The following is a 16,661-nucleotide window of genomic DNA, read 5'->3' as shown; positions in this document are numbered from 1 at the left end:
CGCAGCGTATAGGTCAAGTGTTGCGAGAGTGAGTGGCGCTCCGTGGTCCCGTCAGGGCGCCGCGGTGACCGCTCAGCCGTCCGGCGGGCCCCTGGTCCGCCGCCGTGCACGAGTACCACCAGCGCGCCGCCGGACGACGCCCCGGCCCCACCGGCGACGAGCTGTTCGTCACCGTCCCCGCCACGTCCGGGCAGACCGTCCGTGGCGCGCTGCGGATCACCTACCCGGCGGAGGCGGTCAGCTCCCGGACCGGGCAGGTGTGGTGGCTGCTCGCCGGCGTCGGCCTGCTGGTCCTGCTCGCGGCCGCCGCGCTCGCCGTCGCGCTCGCCCGCTGGATGACGCGCCCGGTCCGGGAGCTGGAACAGGCCACCGCCCAGCTCGCCTCCGGCACGCTCGGCACCCTGCCGCCGGCCGACCTCGGCCCCCCGGAGCTGCGGCGGCTCGCGGCCACCTTCACCGCCACAGCGCAGCGGCTCCAGCACCTCATCGAGGCCCAGCGCGCCTTCGCCGCCGACGCGTCCCACCAGCTCAAGACGCCGCTCACCGCGCTGCGGCTGCGCCTGGAGAACCTGGAGCCGGACCTCGACCCGCGCGTCCACGCCAGCCTGGACGAGGCGGTGGCCGAGACCGACCGGCTCACCCGCATGGCCCGCCCGTCGGGCAGGTCCAGGCCGTACCGGGAGCGCTCGACCAGGTCCTCGACAACCTGCTCGCCAACGCCCTGCGGGTCGCCCCGGCCGGCAGCACCCTGACCATCGACCGCCGGACCACCCCCGACGGCGACGCCGTCGAGCTGCACGTCATCGACGAGGGCCCCGGCATGACCCCGGCGGACCGCCGCCGGGCCTTCGACCGCTTCTGGCGCGCCCCCGACGCCACCGACGACGGCTCCGGCCTCGGCCTCGCCATCGTCGCCCAGCTCGTCCGCGCGAGCGGCGGCACCGTCGCCCTCGACGCCGCTCCGGGAACGGGCATCGACGCCGCCGTCCGGCTGCGAAGCGCCACCCGGGACCGCCGGGCCGGCTGGGACCGCTCGCCGGCACGGCACCGTCACCCACAGACGGCGGCACGCGTCTAGGTCGCGGCAGCCGAGCGCGTCAGGACTACGGGCTGCTCCGCAGGGCGTTGATGGTGGCTCGGCGCAGCTCGGGCCCTCCGTAGATGTCGGCGCCGAGGGGATGCAGTGCGGCCAGGACGGCCCTGCCGGGGTCGGGATCGAGGACTCCGCCGAGTGCGTGGACGAACCACCCGTATGCGTTGGCCAGGTTCCGTTCCTCGTCCGTCAGTGCATCTTGGTTCGGGGTGTCGTTGAGCGACATGCCGGCGCGCTGCGCTGCCGTCAGCCAGGCGCGGATGTGGGTCCCGAGTGGTGAGTCGGCGGTGATGGTCACGCCAATGCCCCGACCGGCAGCGTCCAGGACGTCGGGCAGTCCAGGTGTGCCGTCGATGCCGAGGGCCGCCGCCATGCGGCGGATCTCCGCGACGGCAACGGTCCGCTGCGTCCCGGCATCGGCGGATCTGGCCGCCTCCGCCAACTCAACGCTTTCCGGTACGTACTCGTCACCGAGGAGCGGTTCCCCGTGGGGCCGGGCGAACCAGGGCTCGAACTGGGCGGACAGCCGTGGCTGCTCCAGGAGCCCCGCCTGCAGCCGTACGCCGGTGAGCCGCTGGGCGAGCAGGATGGCTCTCGCCGCGGAGGTCGTGTGGTCGTCCTGACCCTCGTCCCCGGACTGCTCCGGATCCCGGAAGCCGAACTCTCGCAGCAGCGGGAGCACGGCGTCGACCTCGGCGCCGTCCATGAGGTCGACGTCGGGGTAGCCCGGATCGAACGACAGCCGCGTGACGCCGTCGACGGCGTGGGTCACGCGGGGAGAGGCGTAGTCGTGCCGCAGCACGGCCAGCACTTCCGTGCCGGTGGAGATGTGCCGCACCAGCTGGTCGTCGGCGGCCTCGAAGCCGTTCGGCTGGACGAGCACCGTCCAGTCGCCGATGCGCACTGCCGCCGCCATCGTGGGGTAGCCGGCGTCGAAGTCGTCGATCAGCTCACGCAGGTCATCGCCTGTGCGCGGGGCGACGGTGTCGGGATAGGCGCCGATCAGGCCGAGAGCCTCGACCTCGTCGACACCCCTGACGAAGATCAGCGTGCAGATCTCGTCGAGTTCGTTGACGAGAGAGGTCGCGCCGGCGAGATCCACGTGCCGACCGTATCGACGCGGCGTCGGTGTTGTCCCTCGATTCCCGGACGGTGTTGCCGAGCCTTCGCCGGACGGGGCGCGACACCACCCGGGTACCGAACGCCGTCCTGTCAACTCTGGTACCGGCGCGACGGCACCCGCGTGACCCTGACCCCTGCCGACCTGGGCGTGGGCCGGTTGTATCGGCAATGTCATGATCGGCGGCCGCCGGGTTCCGGCTGCCTATAGTCGCTGCTGTGCGTGCTCATGTGCTGGTCGCTGAGGATGACGCCCGGCAGGCCGAGGTGGTCCGGCGGTACCTGGAGGTGAGCGGGTATCGCGCCTCGGTCGTGCACGGCGGCCGGGATGCGATCGAGCAGGTTCGGCTGACCCGGCCGGACCTGCTCATCCTGGACGTGATGATGCCGCAGCTGAACGGCGTCGAGGTCTGCCGGGTGCTGCGCCGGGAGAGCAACGTGCCGGTGCTGATGCTGACCGCCCGGCGCGACGAGGACGACCTGCTGCGCGGGCTGGACGTGGGGGCGGACGACTACCTGATCAAGCCCTACAACCCGCGGGTGCTGATGGCGCGGGTCCGCACGATGCTGCGCCGCACCCGGTGGGCGCCGGCCGAGCCGGATGCGGCGCTGCGGGTCGGCGAGATCGTGGTGGACGTGCGGGGCCGGCACGTGAGCAGCGGTGGGCGCCGGGTGGACTGTACGCCCGGTGAGTTCGAGGTCCTGGCCGCGATGGCCGCCGCGCCGGACCGGGTGTTCACCCGCGCGCAGTTGCTGGAGCGGACCCGTGGCTTCGAGGCCGCGGCCACCGACCGTACCGTCGACATGCACGTCATGCGGCTGCGCCGGAAGATCGAGCCGGATCCCCGGCGCCCCGCCTACCTGCTGACCGTCTACGGCGTCGGCTACCGGCTCACGGACGGGTCGCGGTGACGCGCGTCCCGCTGCACCGCAGCCTGGTCGCGCGGCTGCTGGCCCTCTCGCTGGTGGTCATGCTGTGCGCCGTGACGGCCACCGCGTGGCTCGCGGCGCAGAGCACCACGCGCGCGATCGTGCAGGCGCAGAACCACGGGAGCTCCTCCGGCGAGGAGATGATCTACGACGAGGTGATCGCCTACGCCGCGACGCACACCGACTGGTCCGGGGTGCGGCCGCTGCTCGCCGACCTCGCCGCGCGGACCAGCCGGCCGGTCTCGCTGTCCGATCCGGGGGGCGGCTTCCTGGCCGGCTCGGAGACGTCGACGGCGCGGCCGGCCCGGCGGTCGGCGCTGGTCGACCCGCTCCACCTCGAGGGCTACCTCTCCCCCGAACCGGCCGGGCGCGGCATCGACTGGCGCGCGGTCGGTCCGTACCGGCTCACCGAGGCCGAACTGGCGACCGTCTCCGAGCGCGTCCTGGCGGCGGAGTCGTGCCTGCTCGACAAGGGCCTCGACGCGTGGGTCTCCCGTGAGACCGGCGGCCGGCCGACGCTGAACTCGGACGGCGCGTCGGACGCTCAGCTGGCCGGCTGCGCGCGCGAGTCCGGCGCCGACGTCCCCACCGCCACCGAGCAGCGGGCGCTGGCCGAGCTGACCGCCCTCACCAACGCCTGCCTGGGGGACGGCGCGGTCACCGTGCGGCTCGGCTTCACGTGGACCGGACGGGCCCCGGCGGGGTCGGACACGCGGGCCTGCATCGACGATGCCCTCCGGATGCAGCTCCGGCCGTACGTGGCCCCGCGCGCGATCCTCTACATCCACGACGCGGCAGCGGTGACCGGCCCGGTCTTCGACCTCTCCCGGGCCAGCACGATGCGGATCGCCGGCGTCTCGGCGCTGGTGCTGGCGGTCGCCGTCGCGATCACACTGGTGGTCGGCGTGCGGATGTCCCGGCCGCTGCGCGCGCTCACCCGCGCCGCGGAGCAGGGTGCGGCCCGCCTGCCGATCCGGGGCCGGGACGAGATCGGCCGGCTCACCGCCGCGTTCAACGACCTGACCGAACGCCGGGAGGCCGGGGAACGGCAACGGCAGGCGATGGTCAACGACATCGCGCACGAGCTCGGCACGCCGCTGACCAACATCCGCGCCTGGCTGCAGGCCGCCCGCGACGGTGTGGCGGACCCCGGCCCCGAGCTGCTGGATCTGCTCACCGACGAGGCCGACGTGCTCCAGCACATCATCGACGACCTGCGCGACCTCGCCGCGGCCGACGCCGGGCGGCTGCGCCTGCACCCGGAGCTGGTCTACGTCAACGAGCTGCTGGACCAGGTGGCCGCCGTGCACCGCAGCCGCACCGCCGACGTCACGATCGTGACCGAACCGGCCGGCGATCCCGAGGTGATGCTCGACCCGCTCCGGATGCGCCAGGCCGTCGGCAACCTGCTCTCCAACGCGGTCCGGCACTCCCCGCCGGGCGCCACCGTGACCGTCCGGTCCCGGCTCGACGGCGACGACCTAGTCATCGAGGTCGTCGACGCCGGCGACGGGATCAGCGAGGACGACCTGCCGCACGTCTTCACCCGCTTCTGGCGCGTGGACCGGTCACGCAGCCGGCACACCGGCGGCAGCGGCCTCGGCCTGGCCATCGTCCGCGACCTCGCCGGCGCGCACGGCGGCACCGTCACCGCGACCAGCCGCGCCGGCCACGGCAGCACCTTCGCCATCCGCCTGCCCGCCCGGGCCTGACCCACCGTTCTCCCCCTTCCGTACCGCCGGTGGCTGCGCCACCCGCGGCGATGGACCCTGCGCGAAACCGGACAGGAGGCGGCCGACCATGGCTGCGACGAAGGACCGCCTACTGGCCCTGGACGGGCTGCGGCTGCTGTGCGCGCTGGCGGTGGCCGCCCACCACCTCGGCATGGCCTGGTCGGTGGACGGCGTACGCCCGACCAGCACGCACCTGCCACAGGCGGTGAACTCGGTGCTGATCTACGGCTTCCTCGGCGTGGAGGTGTTCTTCATGATCAGCGGCTTCGTCATCTGCATGAGCGGCTGGGACCGGAGCCCGCGCGCCTTCCTCGCCTCCCGGGCCGGCCGGCTCTACCCGGCGTTCTGGGCGTGCGTGCTGCTCACCACGGCAGTGATGACCTGGCTCCCGCTCACCGAGGGCATCCCGCTCCCGCACGGCCTGACCGGCGCCGACGTGGCCGTCAACCTCACCATGCTCGCCGCGCCGCTGAACGTGCCCTACGTCGACACCGTCTACTGGACACTCTGGTACGAGGTGCGCTTCTACCTGCTCTTCACGGTCGTGATCGCGCTGGGCCTCACCCGTGGCCGCATCATCGCGCTGGGCGTCGGCTGGCTGGCCGCCTCCGTCGCCGTACCGTCGGGGGTGCCGCTCGCGGAGCTGGTCATGCCGCACTTCGCGCCGTATTTCGTGGCCGGCATGACGTTCTACCTGATCCGCCGCCACGGGCTGACCCTGCCGCTGGGGTTGCTGCTCGCCGCGTCGTGGCTGATCAGCCTGGTCCGCGTGCGGGAGCGGGTGCTGTCCGCGAACCCTGGCTTCCCGGTGCCGGTCGGGCCGGGCCTGCTGATCATCACGCTCGGGTTCGCGGTGCTGCTGGCGATCGCGCTCGGGCACACTGACCGCATTGGCTGGCGCTGGCTGGCCGCGGCCGGGGCCGTGTCGTACCCGCTCTATCTGCTGCACCCGCGGATCGGCTACACGATGATCCGGTACGCCTACGACCGCACCGGCCTCCCGGTGCCACTGCTCGTCGCCGCCGCCATCCTGGTGCTGCTCGTCGTCGCCTGGCTGGTCCACCGCCTGGTCGAACGCCCACTCGGCCCGGCGCTGCGCCACCTGATCGCCACCGGACCGGGGCGATTCCCGGCCGGCTCGCCGGGCCGGCGGATCGGCGGCAGGACTGCGGGGGTGCCGGACGGGCCCACACGTCACGGCCTGTCTAGCGGGTAAGGCCCGTGCGCGCGGCGATCCCGGAGAGCCCGTCAGGTGCGCGGCCCCAGAAACGAGAATCGGGCTCCGTCCCGGAGGGACGAAACCCGCTCTGACCTGCTGGTTCATCTGGTGGGCGATACTGGGTTTGAACCAGTGACCTCTTCCGTGTCAAGGAAGCGCGCTCCCACTGCGCCAATCGCCCTGGGCAATTCGCCGAGGTGGAGACGGGATTTGAACCCGTGTACACGGCTTTGCAGGCCGTTGCCTCGCCTCTCGGCCACTCCACCGTGGTGGCCCCGGACCTTACAGTCGCGGCCTCTCCGAGCGGACGACGGGATTCGAACCCGCGACCCTCACCTTGGCAAGGTGATGCGCTACCAGCTGCGCTACGTCCGCTTGTCTGCCTTGGTCCGTTTCCGTTCCCCGGCGACGACAGAACTTTAGCGGAACCCTCACGCCCACGCCAAACCGGGGTCCCCCGGCGTGCCGCGGGCGGGCAGGATCGGGGGCATGGAGATCCGTCGGGTGCCCGCCGCGGAGCGGGCCGCCACCATCGGGCCGCTGGCCACGTACGCGTTCCTGCCGTCACCGGAGCCGGCGAAGGAGCCGGCGAAGGAGCCGGACCCACGGGACGTGGAGTATCACCGCGAGACGGTCACGTTCGTGGCGCAGGAGGGTGGGGAGACGCTCGCCGGGGTGTCCGGGTTGCCGATGCGGCAGAACGTGCGGGGGGTCGTGCTCGGGATGGCCGGGGTGGCGTCGGTGACGAGCAGTCCGCTGGCGCGGCGGCGGGGGGTGGTGCGGGCGTTGCTGGGGCGGTTGTTCGAGGAGATGCGGGGGGCGCATCCGGTCAGCGTGTTGTATCCGTTCCGGCCCAGTTTCTACGAGCAGTTCGGGTTCGCCGGGTTGCCGGCGGCGCGCACGGTGGCGTTCGCGCCGGGTGGGCTGGGGCATCTGGTGCGGCGGGAGCTGCCCGGCAGTGTGCACTGGCGGCCGGTGGCCGAGGGGTACGACGAGCAGCGGGCGTTCGCGCTGGAGCTGCTCGGGCGGCGGCACGGGTTCGTGGCGTTCGCGGAGTCGCGGGCGGTGATGTTGCGGGACGCGCCGCGGTGGCTGGTGACCGCGCGCGACGGGAGCGGGCGCACGGTCGGGGCGGCGGCGTACCGGATCGAGCGGCAGGGCGGGGACCTGGTGGCGGACACGTTCTGGACGGAGGGGGTACTGGGGCGGTCGCTGCTGTTGCAGTTCTTCGCACGGCACGTCGACCAGGTGGGGCGGGTGGTGCTGCCGCTGGCGTCGGCCGGGGAGGCGCCGGAGTTGTGGGGCACCGACCTGACGGTGGAGGTGACGCAGCGGGTGGCGCATCCGACGGCGGTGGCGCCGATGGCGCGGGTGCTGGACCCGCTGGGGCTGGACGGGATGCGGGCCGGCGAGGGGCGGGCGGTGGTGGAGCTGCCGGAGGGGCGGTTCGAGCTGGCCGGGGACGGGGTGCTGCGGGTGCGGCGCACGGACCGCTCCCCCGACGCGACGCTGACCACGCAAGGGTTCAGCGCGCTGGTGTACGGGGTGCTCGACGTGGCGGAGGTCGAGGTGCGCGGCTTCGGTGCCGGGTCCGCGGAGCTGGACCGGATCTTTCCCCGCGAGCTGCCGTTCATCTCCGAGGCGTTCTAGGCCGCCAAGCGGGCGTGGGAGTTCAGCCAGGCGAACGCCTCGGCGGCGCTGACCGGGCGGGAGAACAGGTAGCCCTGGCCGAGCGGGCAGCCCATGCGCATGAGGGTGTCGCGGTGCTCGGGGCTCTCGATGCCCTCGGCGACGACCTTGAGGTTGAGGGTGCGGGCCAGGCCGACGATGGACTGCACCAGGGCGTGCTGCTGCGGGCTGTCGACCATGTCGTCGATGAACGTCTTGTCGATCTTGAGCACGTCGATGGGGCGCTGGCGCAGGTAGCCCAGCGACGAGTAGCCGGTGCCGAAGTCGTCGATGGCGATGCGGACGCCGAGGTCGCGCAGCTTCTGCAGGTCCTGCCAGGTCTGCTCGTCGTCGCGCATGAGCAGCGTCTCGGTGATCTCCAGCATGAGCATGCGGGGGTCGACGCCGTAGGTGTCGAGCAGGCCGCGCACCTCGTCGATGAAGCCGGGGGTGCGGAACTGGCGCACGGAGACGTTGACGCTGATGTAGTGCAGCCGGCCGGGCGGCAGGATGCGCTGCCACTGGCTGACGGTGTGCAGCGCCTGTTCGAGCACCCAGCGGCCGATCTGCACGATGAGGCCGCTCTCCTCGGCGACCTCGATGAACTGGTCGGGCGGGATGGTGCCGCGCTGCGGGTGGTGCCAGCGGACGAGCGCCTCGAAGGCGACGGCCTCGTCGGTGTGCAGGTCGACGATGGGCTGGTAGTGCAGCAGGAAGTGGCCCTCGTTGACGGCGTGGTCGAGGGCGGTGCGCAGCTCCAGCCGCTGCACCATGGCGCTGTGCAGGTCGGACTCGTACCGGCGCCACTGGCTCTTGCCGGCGCCCTTGGCGACGTACAGGGCGAGGTCGGCCTGGCGCAGCAGCTCGTCGGCGTTGTCGGCCTCGGGGGTCTGGGTGACGCCGATGCTGGCGACGGCGGACAGCATCTCGCCGTTGAGGTTGAACGGCTGGGACAGGGCGCCGAGGATGCGCTCGGCGGTCTCCTCGACGACGCCGGGCTCCCACACGTTCTCGATGAGCGCGGCGAACTCGTCGCCGCCGAGGCGGGCGGCGGTGTCGTCGGCGCGCAGGGCGCCGCTGATGCGCTCGGCGACGGCGACGAGCAGCTGGTCGCCGACGGCGTGGCCGAGGGTGTCGTTGACGATCTTGAAGTCGTCCAGGTCGATGAACAGCACGCCGACGGTGGAGCCGTCGCGGCGGGCGCGCGCGAGCGCGTGCTCCAGCCGGTCGGCGTAGAGCACGCGGTTGGCCAGCCCGGTCAGCGAGTCGTGGAACGCCTGGTGCGTGAGCTCGCGTTCCAGCTGGCGGCGTTCGGTGACGTCGCGCAGGGTCAGCACGACGCCGTTCACGGTGGGTTCCATCCGCAGGTCGCGGATCTGCATCTCGACCATGACGGCCTGCCGGCGGCGGCCCAGCGCGCGGAAGTCCAGGCTCTGCTGCGGGCCCGCCCCGTCGCGCACCTTCGTGAGCACCTCGGCGAGCCGGCCGCGGTCGACGGGGTGGATGACGTCGGCCACGGGCGTGCCGGTCAGCTCCTCCCGGCCGAGCACCGGGTCGGCGGACGGGCTGGCGTACCGGATGCAGTCCTGGTCGTCGAGGATGATGATGACGTCGCTGGTGCTCTGCACGAGGGTCCGGAAGTACGCCTCGGAGTTGCGCCGGTTGACCTCGCCGGACAGCTCGATGCGCTCCAGCGCCAGCGCCACCTGCGAGGCCAGCACCTCGGTGGCGTGCAGCAGGCCGCGCAGCGCCCAGGCGGGCGCGCCGATGTGCAGCACCCCGACGAGCGGGTCGCCGTTGGGCCGGTCCTGCAGCACCAGCGGGCAGCGCAGCACGGTGCTGAACTGGGTGAGCCGGATCGCGACCGCCCAGTCCAGCTCGCGGGTGGGCACGAGGCGGGCGATGGACCCGGCGGCGCGGTCCTCCTCGGCCCGGCTGGCCAGCACGCGGGCCTGCTCGCCGTCGTCCTCGCGCTCGGCGACGCTCATGGCGAGCACCACCCGGTGCTGCACGTCGCCGGGCAGCAGCTGGGCGACGGCGGCGCGCACGGCGGCGCCGATGTCGTCGGGGTCGGCGGCGGACACCAGCGCGGCGGACGCCTCGCGCAGGCCGCGCTCGCGGGCGATGGCCTGCCGGTGGGTGCCGACGATGCCGGACAGCCGGGTCAGGACCAGGATGAACGTGACGCTGCTGAGCACCGCGATGACGGTCAGGTCGACGCCGTCGCCGATGTCGCGGGCCTGCAGGAACAGCACGACGGGCGCGATCAGGGCGGCGCCGCCGAGCAGGACGATGCGGTAGGAGTTCAGCTCCTCGGCCGGGGCCTCGACGGTGACGGTCAGCTCGCGCATCGACGGCAGCAGGGCCGCGCAGCCGCAGATGCCGTAGAAGGCGATCTGGAGCAGCGGGGTGGCGGCCGGGGCGGCGACGTCGCCGTCGACGCGGGCGAGGCCGTACAGGACGTCGCCGGCGAGCAGCGCGGTCACGCCCGCGCCGAGCGCCACGAGCGCCGGGGTGCGCCGGGGCGCCGAGGTCAGCAGCCGCACCAGCATGGCGAGGCAGAGCACGTCGCCCACCGGGTACGCCACGGCGAACAGCAGGGCGGAGCCCGTCAGCGTGCCGTCGCGCACGTGCGGGGCGATGAGGAACATCCACGCCAGCAGGGCGGCGCCGGCGGTGAGCGTGAGCGCGTCGAGCAGCCCGCCGCGGTCGCGGCCGCCGGAGCGCAGCCGCACGAAGATCAGCAGCGCGACGGCGAGCAGCGGGTACACGACCACCAGCGGCAGCTCGCCCGGCCGCACCGCCGCCGGGAACCACCCCGGCAGCTGCGGGGTGAGCTGGTAGGTGAGGCTGCCGGCCAGCGACGCCACCAGGGCGGCCGTGAGCAGCCGCCACGGCAGCGGGTGGACCGGCTCGTGACGGCGCACCCCGGAGACCACGGCGGCGACGGCGCTGAGCCCGGCGAGGGCGTACGCGACGCCGCGGGGCAGCCCGTCGAGCATGACGACGGCGGTACCGAGCAGGACGATCCAGACACCGAACAGGGCGACGGAGAACCGTGCCGGCATCCCGTCCGCCCCCTTCCGTCCGCGCGCAAGCGATGGCCGGGCGGCACGCACAGCGCGGCACCCGATGCCTCCGACTATTCGGTATCGGGTCCGGTCTCATGAGCGAAACGGGCAACCGGGCACCGGAGGGCCCTGCTCGTGAGTCGACCGGCACAATCGGGGCGTGACCCGGTTCCTGCGGCAGTACACCCGACTCGCCCCCGTGCCGCTGGCGCCCGAGGTGCTGCTGCACCAGGCGGACGAGCCGATCGGGCTGTGGGAGGACACCGAGCGGGGCGCCGGGACGCAGCAGCCGCCGCCGTTCTGGGCGTTCGCGTGGGCGGGCGGCCAGGCCCTGGCCCGCTACGTGCTGGACCACCCGGAGCTGGTGGCGGGCCGCACGGTGCTCGACCTGGCCACCGGCTCCGGCCTGGTGGCGATCGCCGCCGCCCGGGCCGGCGGCACGGTCACCGCGAACGACATCGACCCGCTGTCGCTGGCCGCCACGGAGGCCAACGCCGCCGCGAACGGGGTGCGGGTGACCTGCGCCGGCGGCGACCTGCTGGACGGCCCGCCCGGCGCGGACGTGCTGCTGGCCGGGGACGTCTGCTACAGCCGGGAGATGACGGCCCGGGTGATGCCGTTCCTGCGCCGCGCCGCCGCCGGTGGCGCGCTGGTGCTGCTGGGCGACCCGGGCCGCGCGTACCTGCCGCGCGAGGGGCTGACCGCGCGGGCGGCGTACGACGTGCCGGTGACCGAGGCGCTGGAGAGCACAACCGTGCGGCACACGACGGTGTGGCAGGTCTGATGCTGTACCGCACGTGGGAGGCGGGGCCCGCCGCCGGCGGCGTCGTGCGCGTCGACGGTCACCTGCTCGTCACCCGGCACCACCTGGTGCGGCGGGTGCTGGCCGACCCGGTCACGTTCGCCCCGGACAACGCGCTGGACGCGGTCACCCCGATGCCGACCTCGGCGCTGCGCGTGCTGGTCCGGCACGGCTTCCGGCTGCCGCCGACCCTGGCGAACAACGGCGGCGCCTCGCACCCCGCCATCCGGGCGGCGGTGGCGGACGTGCTGCACCCGCACCGCGTCGCCGGGCAGCGCCCGTGGCTGACCGCGCTGGTGCGCGACCGCGCCGCCGGCCTCGCCGCCCGGCTGGCGGCCGGCGAGGACGTCGACCTGTACGCGGACCTGGCCGCGGACCTGCCGCTGCTGGTGCTGGCCCGGATGGTGGACCTGCCGGACGCCGGGGCGGCGGCGGTGAAGGAGTTCGCCCGGGCGGCGCTGGAGCTGTTCTGGGCGCCGGTCGACCCCGGCCGCCAGCAGGACCTGGCCGCGGCAGTCGGGGCGTTCCACGCGGTGCTGCGCGACTTCGCGGCCACCGGCGGCGGGCTGGCCGCCACCCTGCGCCGGCTCACCGCCGACCCGGACGTGGTCGTCGGGGCGCTGTTCTTCCTGCTGGTCGCCGGCCAGGAGACCACGTCGCAGTTCCTGACCCTGCTGCTGCACCGGCTGGCGGTCACCCCCGGCTGGCGGTCGGCGCGCACCGCGGACCTGGTCGAGGAGGGGCTGCGCCTGGACCCGCCGATCGTCACCTGGCGGCGGGTGGCCGCCGCGGACACCGAGCTGGACGGGGTGGCCGTCCCCCGCGGCAGCAGCGTGGTGCTGTGGCTGGCCCGGGCCGGGCGCGACCCCGGGGTGGTGGCCGATCCGGACACGTTCCGCCCGGGTCAGCCGGGCTCGCGGCGGCACCTCGCCTTCGGCGCCGGCGCGCACCGGTGCGTCGGGGCGCAGCTGACCCGCATGGAGGCCGCCGTGGTGGTGGACACCGCCGGCCACCTGGTGGACGGCGTGCGGGTGGTGCGCGAGCCGTGGTGCCCCGACAACCTGTCGTTCCGGATGCCCGACGCGCTGGTGGTCAGGAGCGGAACGTCCACGCCCGGGCGCCGCCGATGATGCCCGCGTCGTTCGGCACCACCACCACGTCGTCGCCCATCCGGGCCACCTGCGTCGCCGTGATCAGCCGGGCGTTGCCGCCGCCCAGGTAGAGCCGGTCCCACAGGACGACCGGCCGCAGCCCCTCGACGACGTTGCGGACCCGCCGCGACCAGAACGCGTCGCCCAGCCGGCGCCGCTCGTGCTCGCCGATGTAGGTGTCGTAGCTCATCCCCCACCGCACCGGCGCCTGCGACATCTCCAGGTGCTGCGCGAGGGTGCCGCCGTCGAACAGCGCCCAGCCCAGCCCGGTGCCCAGGGTCAGCATCAGCTCGCACCCGGTGCCCGCCACCACGCCCGCGCCGTGCACCTGCGCGTCGTTGAGCACCAGCGCGGGCAGCCCGAACGCCGACGAGATCGCCGACCGGGCGTCGAAGCCGTGCCAGGCCGTGACGAGGTCCGGGTCGACCTTGGTGCGCGGCCCCGACCGGGTCACGTAGTGCGGGGTGGCGATGACGACGCCGTGCCGGATCATGCCCGGCATGCCGACGGTGACCCGGTCGGCGACGGGCAGCCGCGAGCCCAGCTCCAGCAGCGTCTTGACGAACAGGTCCGGCGGCAGCGGGTACGGCGTCGGCACCCGCAGCGGCTGTGCGCGCATGTTGCCGCCCTCGTCCAGGACGGAGCCCTTGATGCCGCCTCCGCCGCAGTCGATCGTCAACGTGGTCGTCACGCCGTTCATCCTGCCTCCGTCAGGCCACCTCGTCGGCCCAGACCCGCCAGTCGTCGAGGTGCCCGTACAGCGCCGGGGTCAACCACCCCTGCACCGACCGGCGGAACACGCCCGGGTCCATCGCGCCGGCCCCGTCGGGCAGGGCGCCGACCAGGTGCGGCAGCAGCTCGCTCAGGTTGCCCCAGTGCACCAGCTCCGGCTCGGCGGGCCAGGCGCCGAGCACCACGCTGGCCGGCACGCCGCGGCGCTCCAGCGCCTCCAGCGTGAGCGCCGTGTGGTTGAGGGTGCCGAGCCCGGCCCGGGCCACCACGAGCGTGCGGGCGTCGAGCTGCACGGCCATGTCGGCGACCGTCCAGGCCGCGCCGGACGGGCGCACCCCCATCGGCACCAGCAGGCCGCCCGCGCCCTCGACCAGCACGAGGTCGTGCTCGGCCGCCTCGGCCCGCACCGCGTCGAGCACCTCGTACAGCTCCAGCGGCGGCAGGCCCGCGACCTTCGCCGCCGCGAGCGGGGCCAGCGGGTCCGGGTAGGAGGCCAGCACGCGGGTGGTCGGCCCGCCGGCCAGCCGCGCCACGGTCTCCGCGTCGCCGGGGGCGCCGTCCGCCGTGCCCGTCTGGCCGGGCTTGACCACCGCCACCCGCAGGCCCGCGGCCTGCGCCGCGGCCGCGACGGCCGCGGTCACGACCGTCTTGCCGACGTCCGTGTCGGTCCCGGTGACCACGACGATGCCGCGCCACTCCGCGGGTACGGGCTCAGCGGGTACGGGCTCAGCGGGTACGGGCTCAGCCGGTTCGTCACCACTCACGGTGCACACTCCACCACGACGGCCAGGGCGCGGTCGAACGCCTCGCGCGGCACGCCCACGTTCACGGTCAGCCGCAGCCGCGAGCTGCCGTCCGGGGTGGACGGCGGCCGGAAGCAGCCGACGGCGACGCCCCGGTCCGCGCAGTCGGCCGCCCACGCCACGGCCGCCTCCGGGCCGGGCGCGGTGACGGCGACGACGCCGCCGCGCGGCACGGTGACGTCCAGCCCGGCGCCGCCGCACACCCGGGCGATCGCGGCGGCCCGGTCGGCCAGCTCGGCACGCAGGTCGTCACCCGCCCGGGCGACGCCGAGCGCGGCCCGCACCCCGGCGGCCACGGCCGGCGGCAGCGCCGTGTCGTAGATGAACGTGCGCCCCGTGTCGACGAGGTGGCGCACCAGCGCCTCCGGGCCGGCGACCACGCCGCCCGCCCCGCCGAGCGCCTTCGACAGCGTCGCGGTCACCACCACGTCCGGCTCGCCCGCCAGGCCCGCCGCCGCCACGCCGCCCGCGCCGTGCGGGCCGAGCACGCCGACGCCGTGCGCGTCGTCGACGAGCAGCACCGCCCCGTGCGCGCGGGCCACCGCGTGCAGGTCGGCCAGCGGCGCCAGGTCGCCGTCGACGCTGAACACCGACTCGGTGACGACCACGGCCGGCCGCCCGGGCGCCGCCGCCAGCGCAGCGCCGACCGCCGCCGGGTCCGCGTGCGGGGTCACCACCGTCTCCGCGCCGGACGACCGGCAGCCGTCGATCAGCGAGGCGTGGTTGTGCGCGTCCGACACCAGCAGCGTGCGCGGCCCGGTCAGCGCCCGCACCGCACCGAGGTTCGCCAGGTAGCCCGAGGAGTAGACCAGCGCCCGCTGCGTGCCGAGCCAGCCCGCCAGGTCCGTCTCCAGCGCGGCGTGCACCTCGGTGGAGCCGCGCACCAGGCGCGAACCGGTCGCTCCCAGCCCGTACCCCCGCAGTGCCGAGGCCGCCGCGGCGACCACCGCGGGGTGGCGGCTCAGGCCGAGGTAGTCGTTGCCGGCCAGGTCGGCGACGCCGTCGGCGGCGGCCCGCGGCCGCAGGTGACGGGTCAGGCCCGCCTTCGCGCGCAGGCGCGCACGGCGCTCGAGATTGCCGAGCCAGCCCGCCGCGTCCCCCACGACCGGCGAACCTACCACCCGCTTGTAGGGTACGGGCATGGCGGAGATCCTCGACCGGGCGCGCGCCCAGGTGCTGGAAAACGGTGTCGGGCTGGACGAGGAGGGCATCCTCGAGATCCTGCGGCTGCCCGACGAGGAGTTGCCCGCCGCGCTGCAGCTCGCGCACGAGGTGCGGATGAAGTGGTGCGGCCCCGAGGTCGAGGTCGAGGGCATCGTCAGCCTCAAGACCGGCGGCTGCCCCGAGGACTGCCACTTCTGCTCCCAGTCCGGCCTGTTCACGTCGCCGGTGCGCGCCGTGTGGCTCGACATCCCGCAGCTCGTCGAGGCCGCCAAGCAGACCGCCGCCACCGGCGCGACCGAGTTCTGCATCGTCGCCGCCGTCCGCGGCCCCGACGCCCGGCTCATGCAGCAGATGCGCGAGGGCGTCGCCGCCATCAAGGCCGCCGTCGACATCCAGGTCGCCGCCAGCCTCGGCATGCTCAGCCAGGAGCAGGTCGACGAGCTGGTCGAGATGGGCGTGCACCGCTACAACCACAACCTGGAGACCTGCCGCTCCTACTTCCCGAACGTGGTCACCACGCACTCGTGGGAGGAGCGCTGGGAGACGCTGAAGATGGTCCGCGACTCCGGCATGGAGGTCTGCTGCGGCGGCATCCTCGGCCTGGGCGAGACCGTCGAGCAGCGCGCCGAGTTCGCCGCCCAGCTGGCCGCGCTCGACCCGCACGAGGTCCCGCTGAACTTCCTCAACCCCCGCCCCGGCACCCCGCTCGGCGACCGCCCGGTCGTGGAGGGCAAGGACGCGCTGCGCGCCATCGCCGCCTTCCGGCTCGCGATGCCGCGGACGATCCTGCGGTACGCGGGCGGCCGCGAGATCACCCTCGGCGACCTGGGCACCCGCGAGGGCCTGCTCGGCGGCATCAACGCCGTCATCGTCGGCAACTACCTCACCACGCTCGGCCGCCCCGCCACCGCCGACATCGACCTGCTCCAGGACCTGTCCATGCCGGTCAAGTCGCTGTCGGCCACCCTGTGACGGCCGTGGCACCCGTGACCGCCCCCTGGTGCGACCGCTGCGGCGAACCCGCCGGCGACCACCCGGCGTGCGCGGCGGCCCGCCGGCTGGAGCCGCCGCGCTACTGCCCGCAGTGCCGCCGCCGCATGAAGGTCCAGGTGCTGCCGGCCGGCTGGTCGGCCACCTGCGTGGAACACGGCACCGTCAGCAGCTGACGCGGCGGCG

The 16,661-nt window shown here is 74.4% G+C and carries 15 protein-coding genes and 3 tRNA genes; 10 read left to right on the top strand and 8 right to left on the bottom strand.

Annotated elements, in window-relative coordinates; all coding sequences use genetic code 11:
* Positions 1-104: 104 nt before the first annotated feature.
* Positions 105-752, top strand: a complete 648-nt coding sequence (locus Sya03_RS05585) for a sensor histidine kinase (protein WP_203937089.1) — start codon at positions 105-107, stop codon at positions 750-752.
* Positions 707-1,078: a sensor histidine kinase gene (locus Sya03_RS05580; RefSeq protein ID WP_203937220.1), complete on the top strand. Its 372-nt coding sequence runs from the start codon at positions 707-709 to the stop codon at positions 1,076-1,078. The genes Sya03_RS05585 and Sya03_RS05580 overlap by 46 nt, the downstream gene beginning before the upstream one ends.
* Before the next feature lie 25 nt (positions 1,079-1,103).
* Here Sya03_RS05580 and Sya03_RS05575 read toward each other — a convergent pair whose 3' ends face one another.
* Positions 1,104-2,195 (bottom strand): DUF6461 domain-containing protein, encoded by a 1,092-nt coding sequence (locus Sya03_RS05575; protein WP_203937088.1) that lies wholly within the window; start codon positions 2,193-2,195, stop codon positions 1,104-1,106.
* Positions 2,196-2,431: 236 nt separating this feature from the next.
* Here Sya03_RS05575 and Sya03_RS05570 point away from each other — a divergent pair, with 236 nt between their 5' ends.
* From Sya03_RS05570 to Sya03_RS05560, 3 genes are all read left to right on the top strand, one after another.
* On the top strand, positions 2,432-3,124 hold the full coding sequence (locus Sya03_RS05570; RefSeq protein WP_203937087.1) for a response regulator: 693 nt from the start codon (positions 2,432-2,434) through the stop codon (positions 3,122-3,124).
* Positions 3,121-4,854 carry a sensor histidine kinase gene (locus Sya03_RS05565; protein WP_239107136.1) on the top strand — a complete coding sequence of 578 codons (1,734 nt, stop codon included), beginning with the start codon at positions 3,121-3,123 and terminating at the stop codon, positions 4,852-4,854. Before Sya03_RS05570 ends, Sya03_RS05565 begins: the two co-directional genes overlap by 4 nt.
* An 88-nt stretch (positions 4,855-4,942) precedes the next feature.
* Positions 4,943-6,091: an acyltransferase family protein gene (locus Sya03_RS05560; RefSeq protein WP_203937086.1), complete on the top strand. Its 1,149-nt coding sequence runs from the start codon at positions 4,943-4,945 to the stop codon at positions 6,089-6,091.
* Between the two features lie 109 nt (positions 6,092-6,200).
* Here the strand turns inward: Sya03_RS05560 and Sya03_RS05555 are convergent.
* The 3 genes from Sya03_RS05555 to Sya03_RS05545 all read right to left on the bottom strand — a co-directional run bounded on the left by Sya03_RS05555 (position 6,201) and on the right by Sya03_RS05545 (position 6,469).
* Positions 6,201-6,275, bottom strand: a tRNA-Val gene (locus tag Sya03_RS05555).
* Positions 6,276-6,289: 14 nt separating this feature from the next.
* Positions 6,290-6,360: transfer RNA gene (locus Sya03_RS05550), tRNA-Cys, on the bottom strand.
* A 36-nt stretch (positions 6,361-6,396) separates the two neighbouring features.
* A tRNA-Gly gene (locus Sya03_RS05545) sits at positions 6,397-6,469 on the bottom strand.
* Between the two features lie 114 nt (positions 6,470-6,583).
* On the opposite strand from Sya03_RS05545, the gene Sya03_RS05540 reads away from it, so the two are divergent.
* Entirely contained in the window at positions 6,584-7,744 is a 1,161-nt protein-coding gene (locus Sya03_RS05540) for a GNAT family N-acetyltransferase (protein ID WP_203937085.1), read from the top strand.
* Here Sya03_RS05540 and Sya03_RS05535 read toward each other — a convergent pair.
* Complete coding sequence (locus Sya03_RS05535; protein ID WP_203937084.1) at positions 7,741-10,830, bottom strand: EAL domain-containing protein; 3,090 nt, start codon at positions 10,828-10,830, stop codon at positions 7,741-7,743. The genes Sya03_RS05540 and Sya03_RS05535 overlap by 4 nt on opposite strands.
* A gap of 163 nt (positions 10,831-10,993) precedes the next feature.
* On the opposite strand from Sya03_RS05535, the gene Sya03_RS05530 reads away from it, so the two are divergent.
* Both Sya03_RS05530 and Sya03_RS05525 read left to right on the top strand, forming a co-directional pair.
* Entirely contained in the window at positions 10,994-11,617 is a 624-nt protein-coding gene (locus tag Sya03_RS05530; protein WP_203937083.1) for a class I SAM-dependent methyltransferase, read from the top strand.
* Positions 11,617-12,765 (top strand): cytochrome P450, encoded by a 1,149-nt coding sequence (locus Sya03_RS05525; protein ID WP_203937082.1) that lies wholly within the window; start codon positions 11,617-11,619, stop codon positions 12,763-12,765. Before Sya03_RS05530 ends, Sya03_RS05525 begins: the two co-directional genes overlap by 1 nt.
* Here Sya03_RS05525 and Sya03_RS05520 read toward each other — a convergent pair.
* The 3 genes from Sya03_RS05520 to Sya03_RS05510 all read right to left on the bottom strand — a co-directional run bounded on the left by Sya03_RS05520 (position 12,728) and on the right by Sya03_RS05510 (position 15,463).
* Positions 12,728-13,477 (bottom strand): ROK family protein, encoded by a 750-nt coding sequence (locus Sya03_RS05520; protein ID WP_203937081.1) that lies wholly within the window; start codon positions 13,475-13,477, stop codon positions 12,728-12,730. The two genes, Sya03_RS05525 and Sya03_RS05520, sit on opposite strands and share 38 nt — an antisense overlap.
* A 19-nt stretch (positions 13,478-13,496) precedes the next feature.
* Complete coding sequence (gene bioD, locus Sya03_RS05515) at positions 13,497-14,204, bottom strand: dethiobiotin synthase (protein ID WP_239107153.1); 708 nt, start codon at positions 14,202-14,204, stop codon at positions 13,497-13,499.
* Between the two features lie 74 nt (positions 14,205-14,278).
* Positions 14,279-15,463 (bottom strand): 8-amino-7-oxononanoate synthase, encoded by a 1,185-nt coding sequence (locus tag Sya03_RS05510; RefSeq protein WP_203937079.1) that lies wholly within the window; start codon positions 15,461-15,463, stop codon positions 14,279-14,281.
* Between Sya03_RS05510 and bioB the strand changes: the two genes are divergently transcribed.
* Both bioB and bsaP read left to right on the top strand, forming a co-directional pair.
* Positions 15,462-16,457: a biotin synthase BioB gene (gene bioB, locus Sya03_RS05505; RefSeq protein ID WP_203937078.1), complete on the top strand. Its 996-nt coding sequence runs from the start codon at positions 15,462-15,464 to the stop codon at positions 16,455-16,457. The genes Sya03_RS05510 and bioB overlap by 2 nt on opposite strands.
* Entirely contained in the window at positions 16,454-16,651 is a 198-nt protein-coding gene (gene bsaP / locus Sya03_RS05500) for a biotin synthase auxiliary protein BsaP (protein ID WP_306892188.1), read from the top strand. Before bioB ends, bsaP begins: the two co-directional genes overlap by 4 nt.
* Positions 16,652-16,661: the final 10 nt, after the last annotated feature.

This window comes from Spirilliplanes yamanashiensis, assembly GCF_016863475.1.
Classification (GTDB): Bacteria; Actinomycetota; Actinomycetes; order Mycobacteriales; family Micromonosporaceae; genus Spirilliplanes; species Spirilliplanes yamanashiensis.
This window is presented reverse-complemented; position numbering and strand designations above follow the sequence as displayed.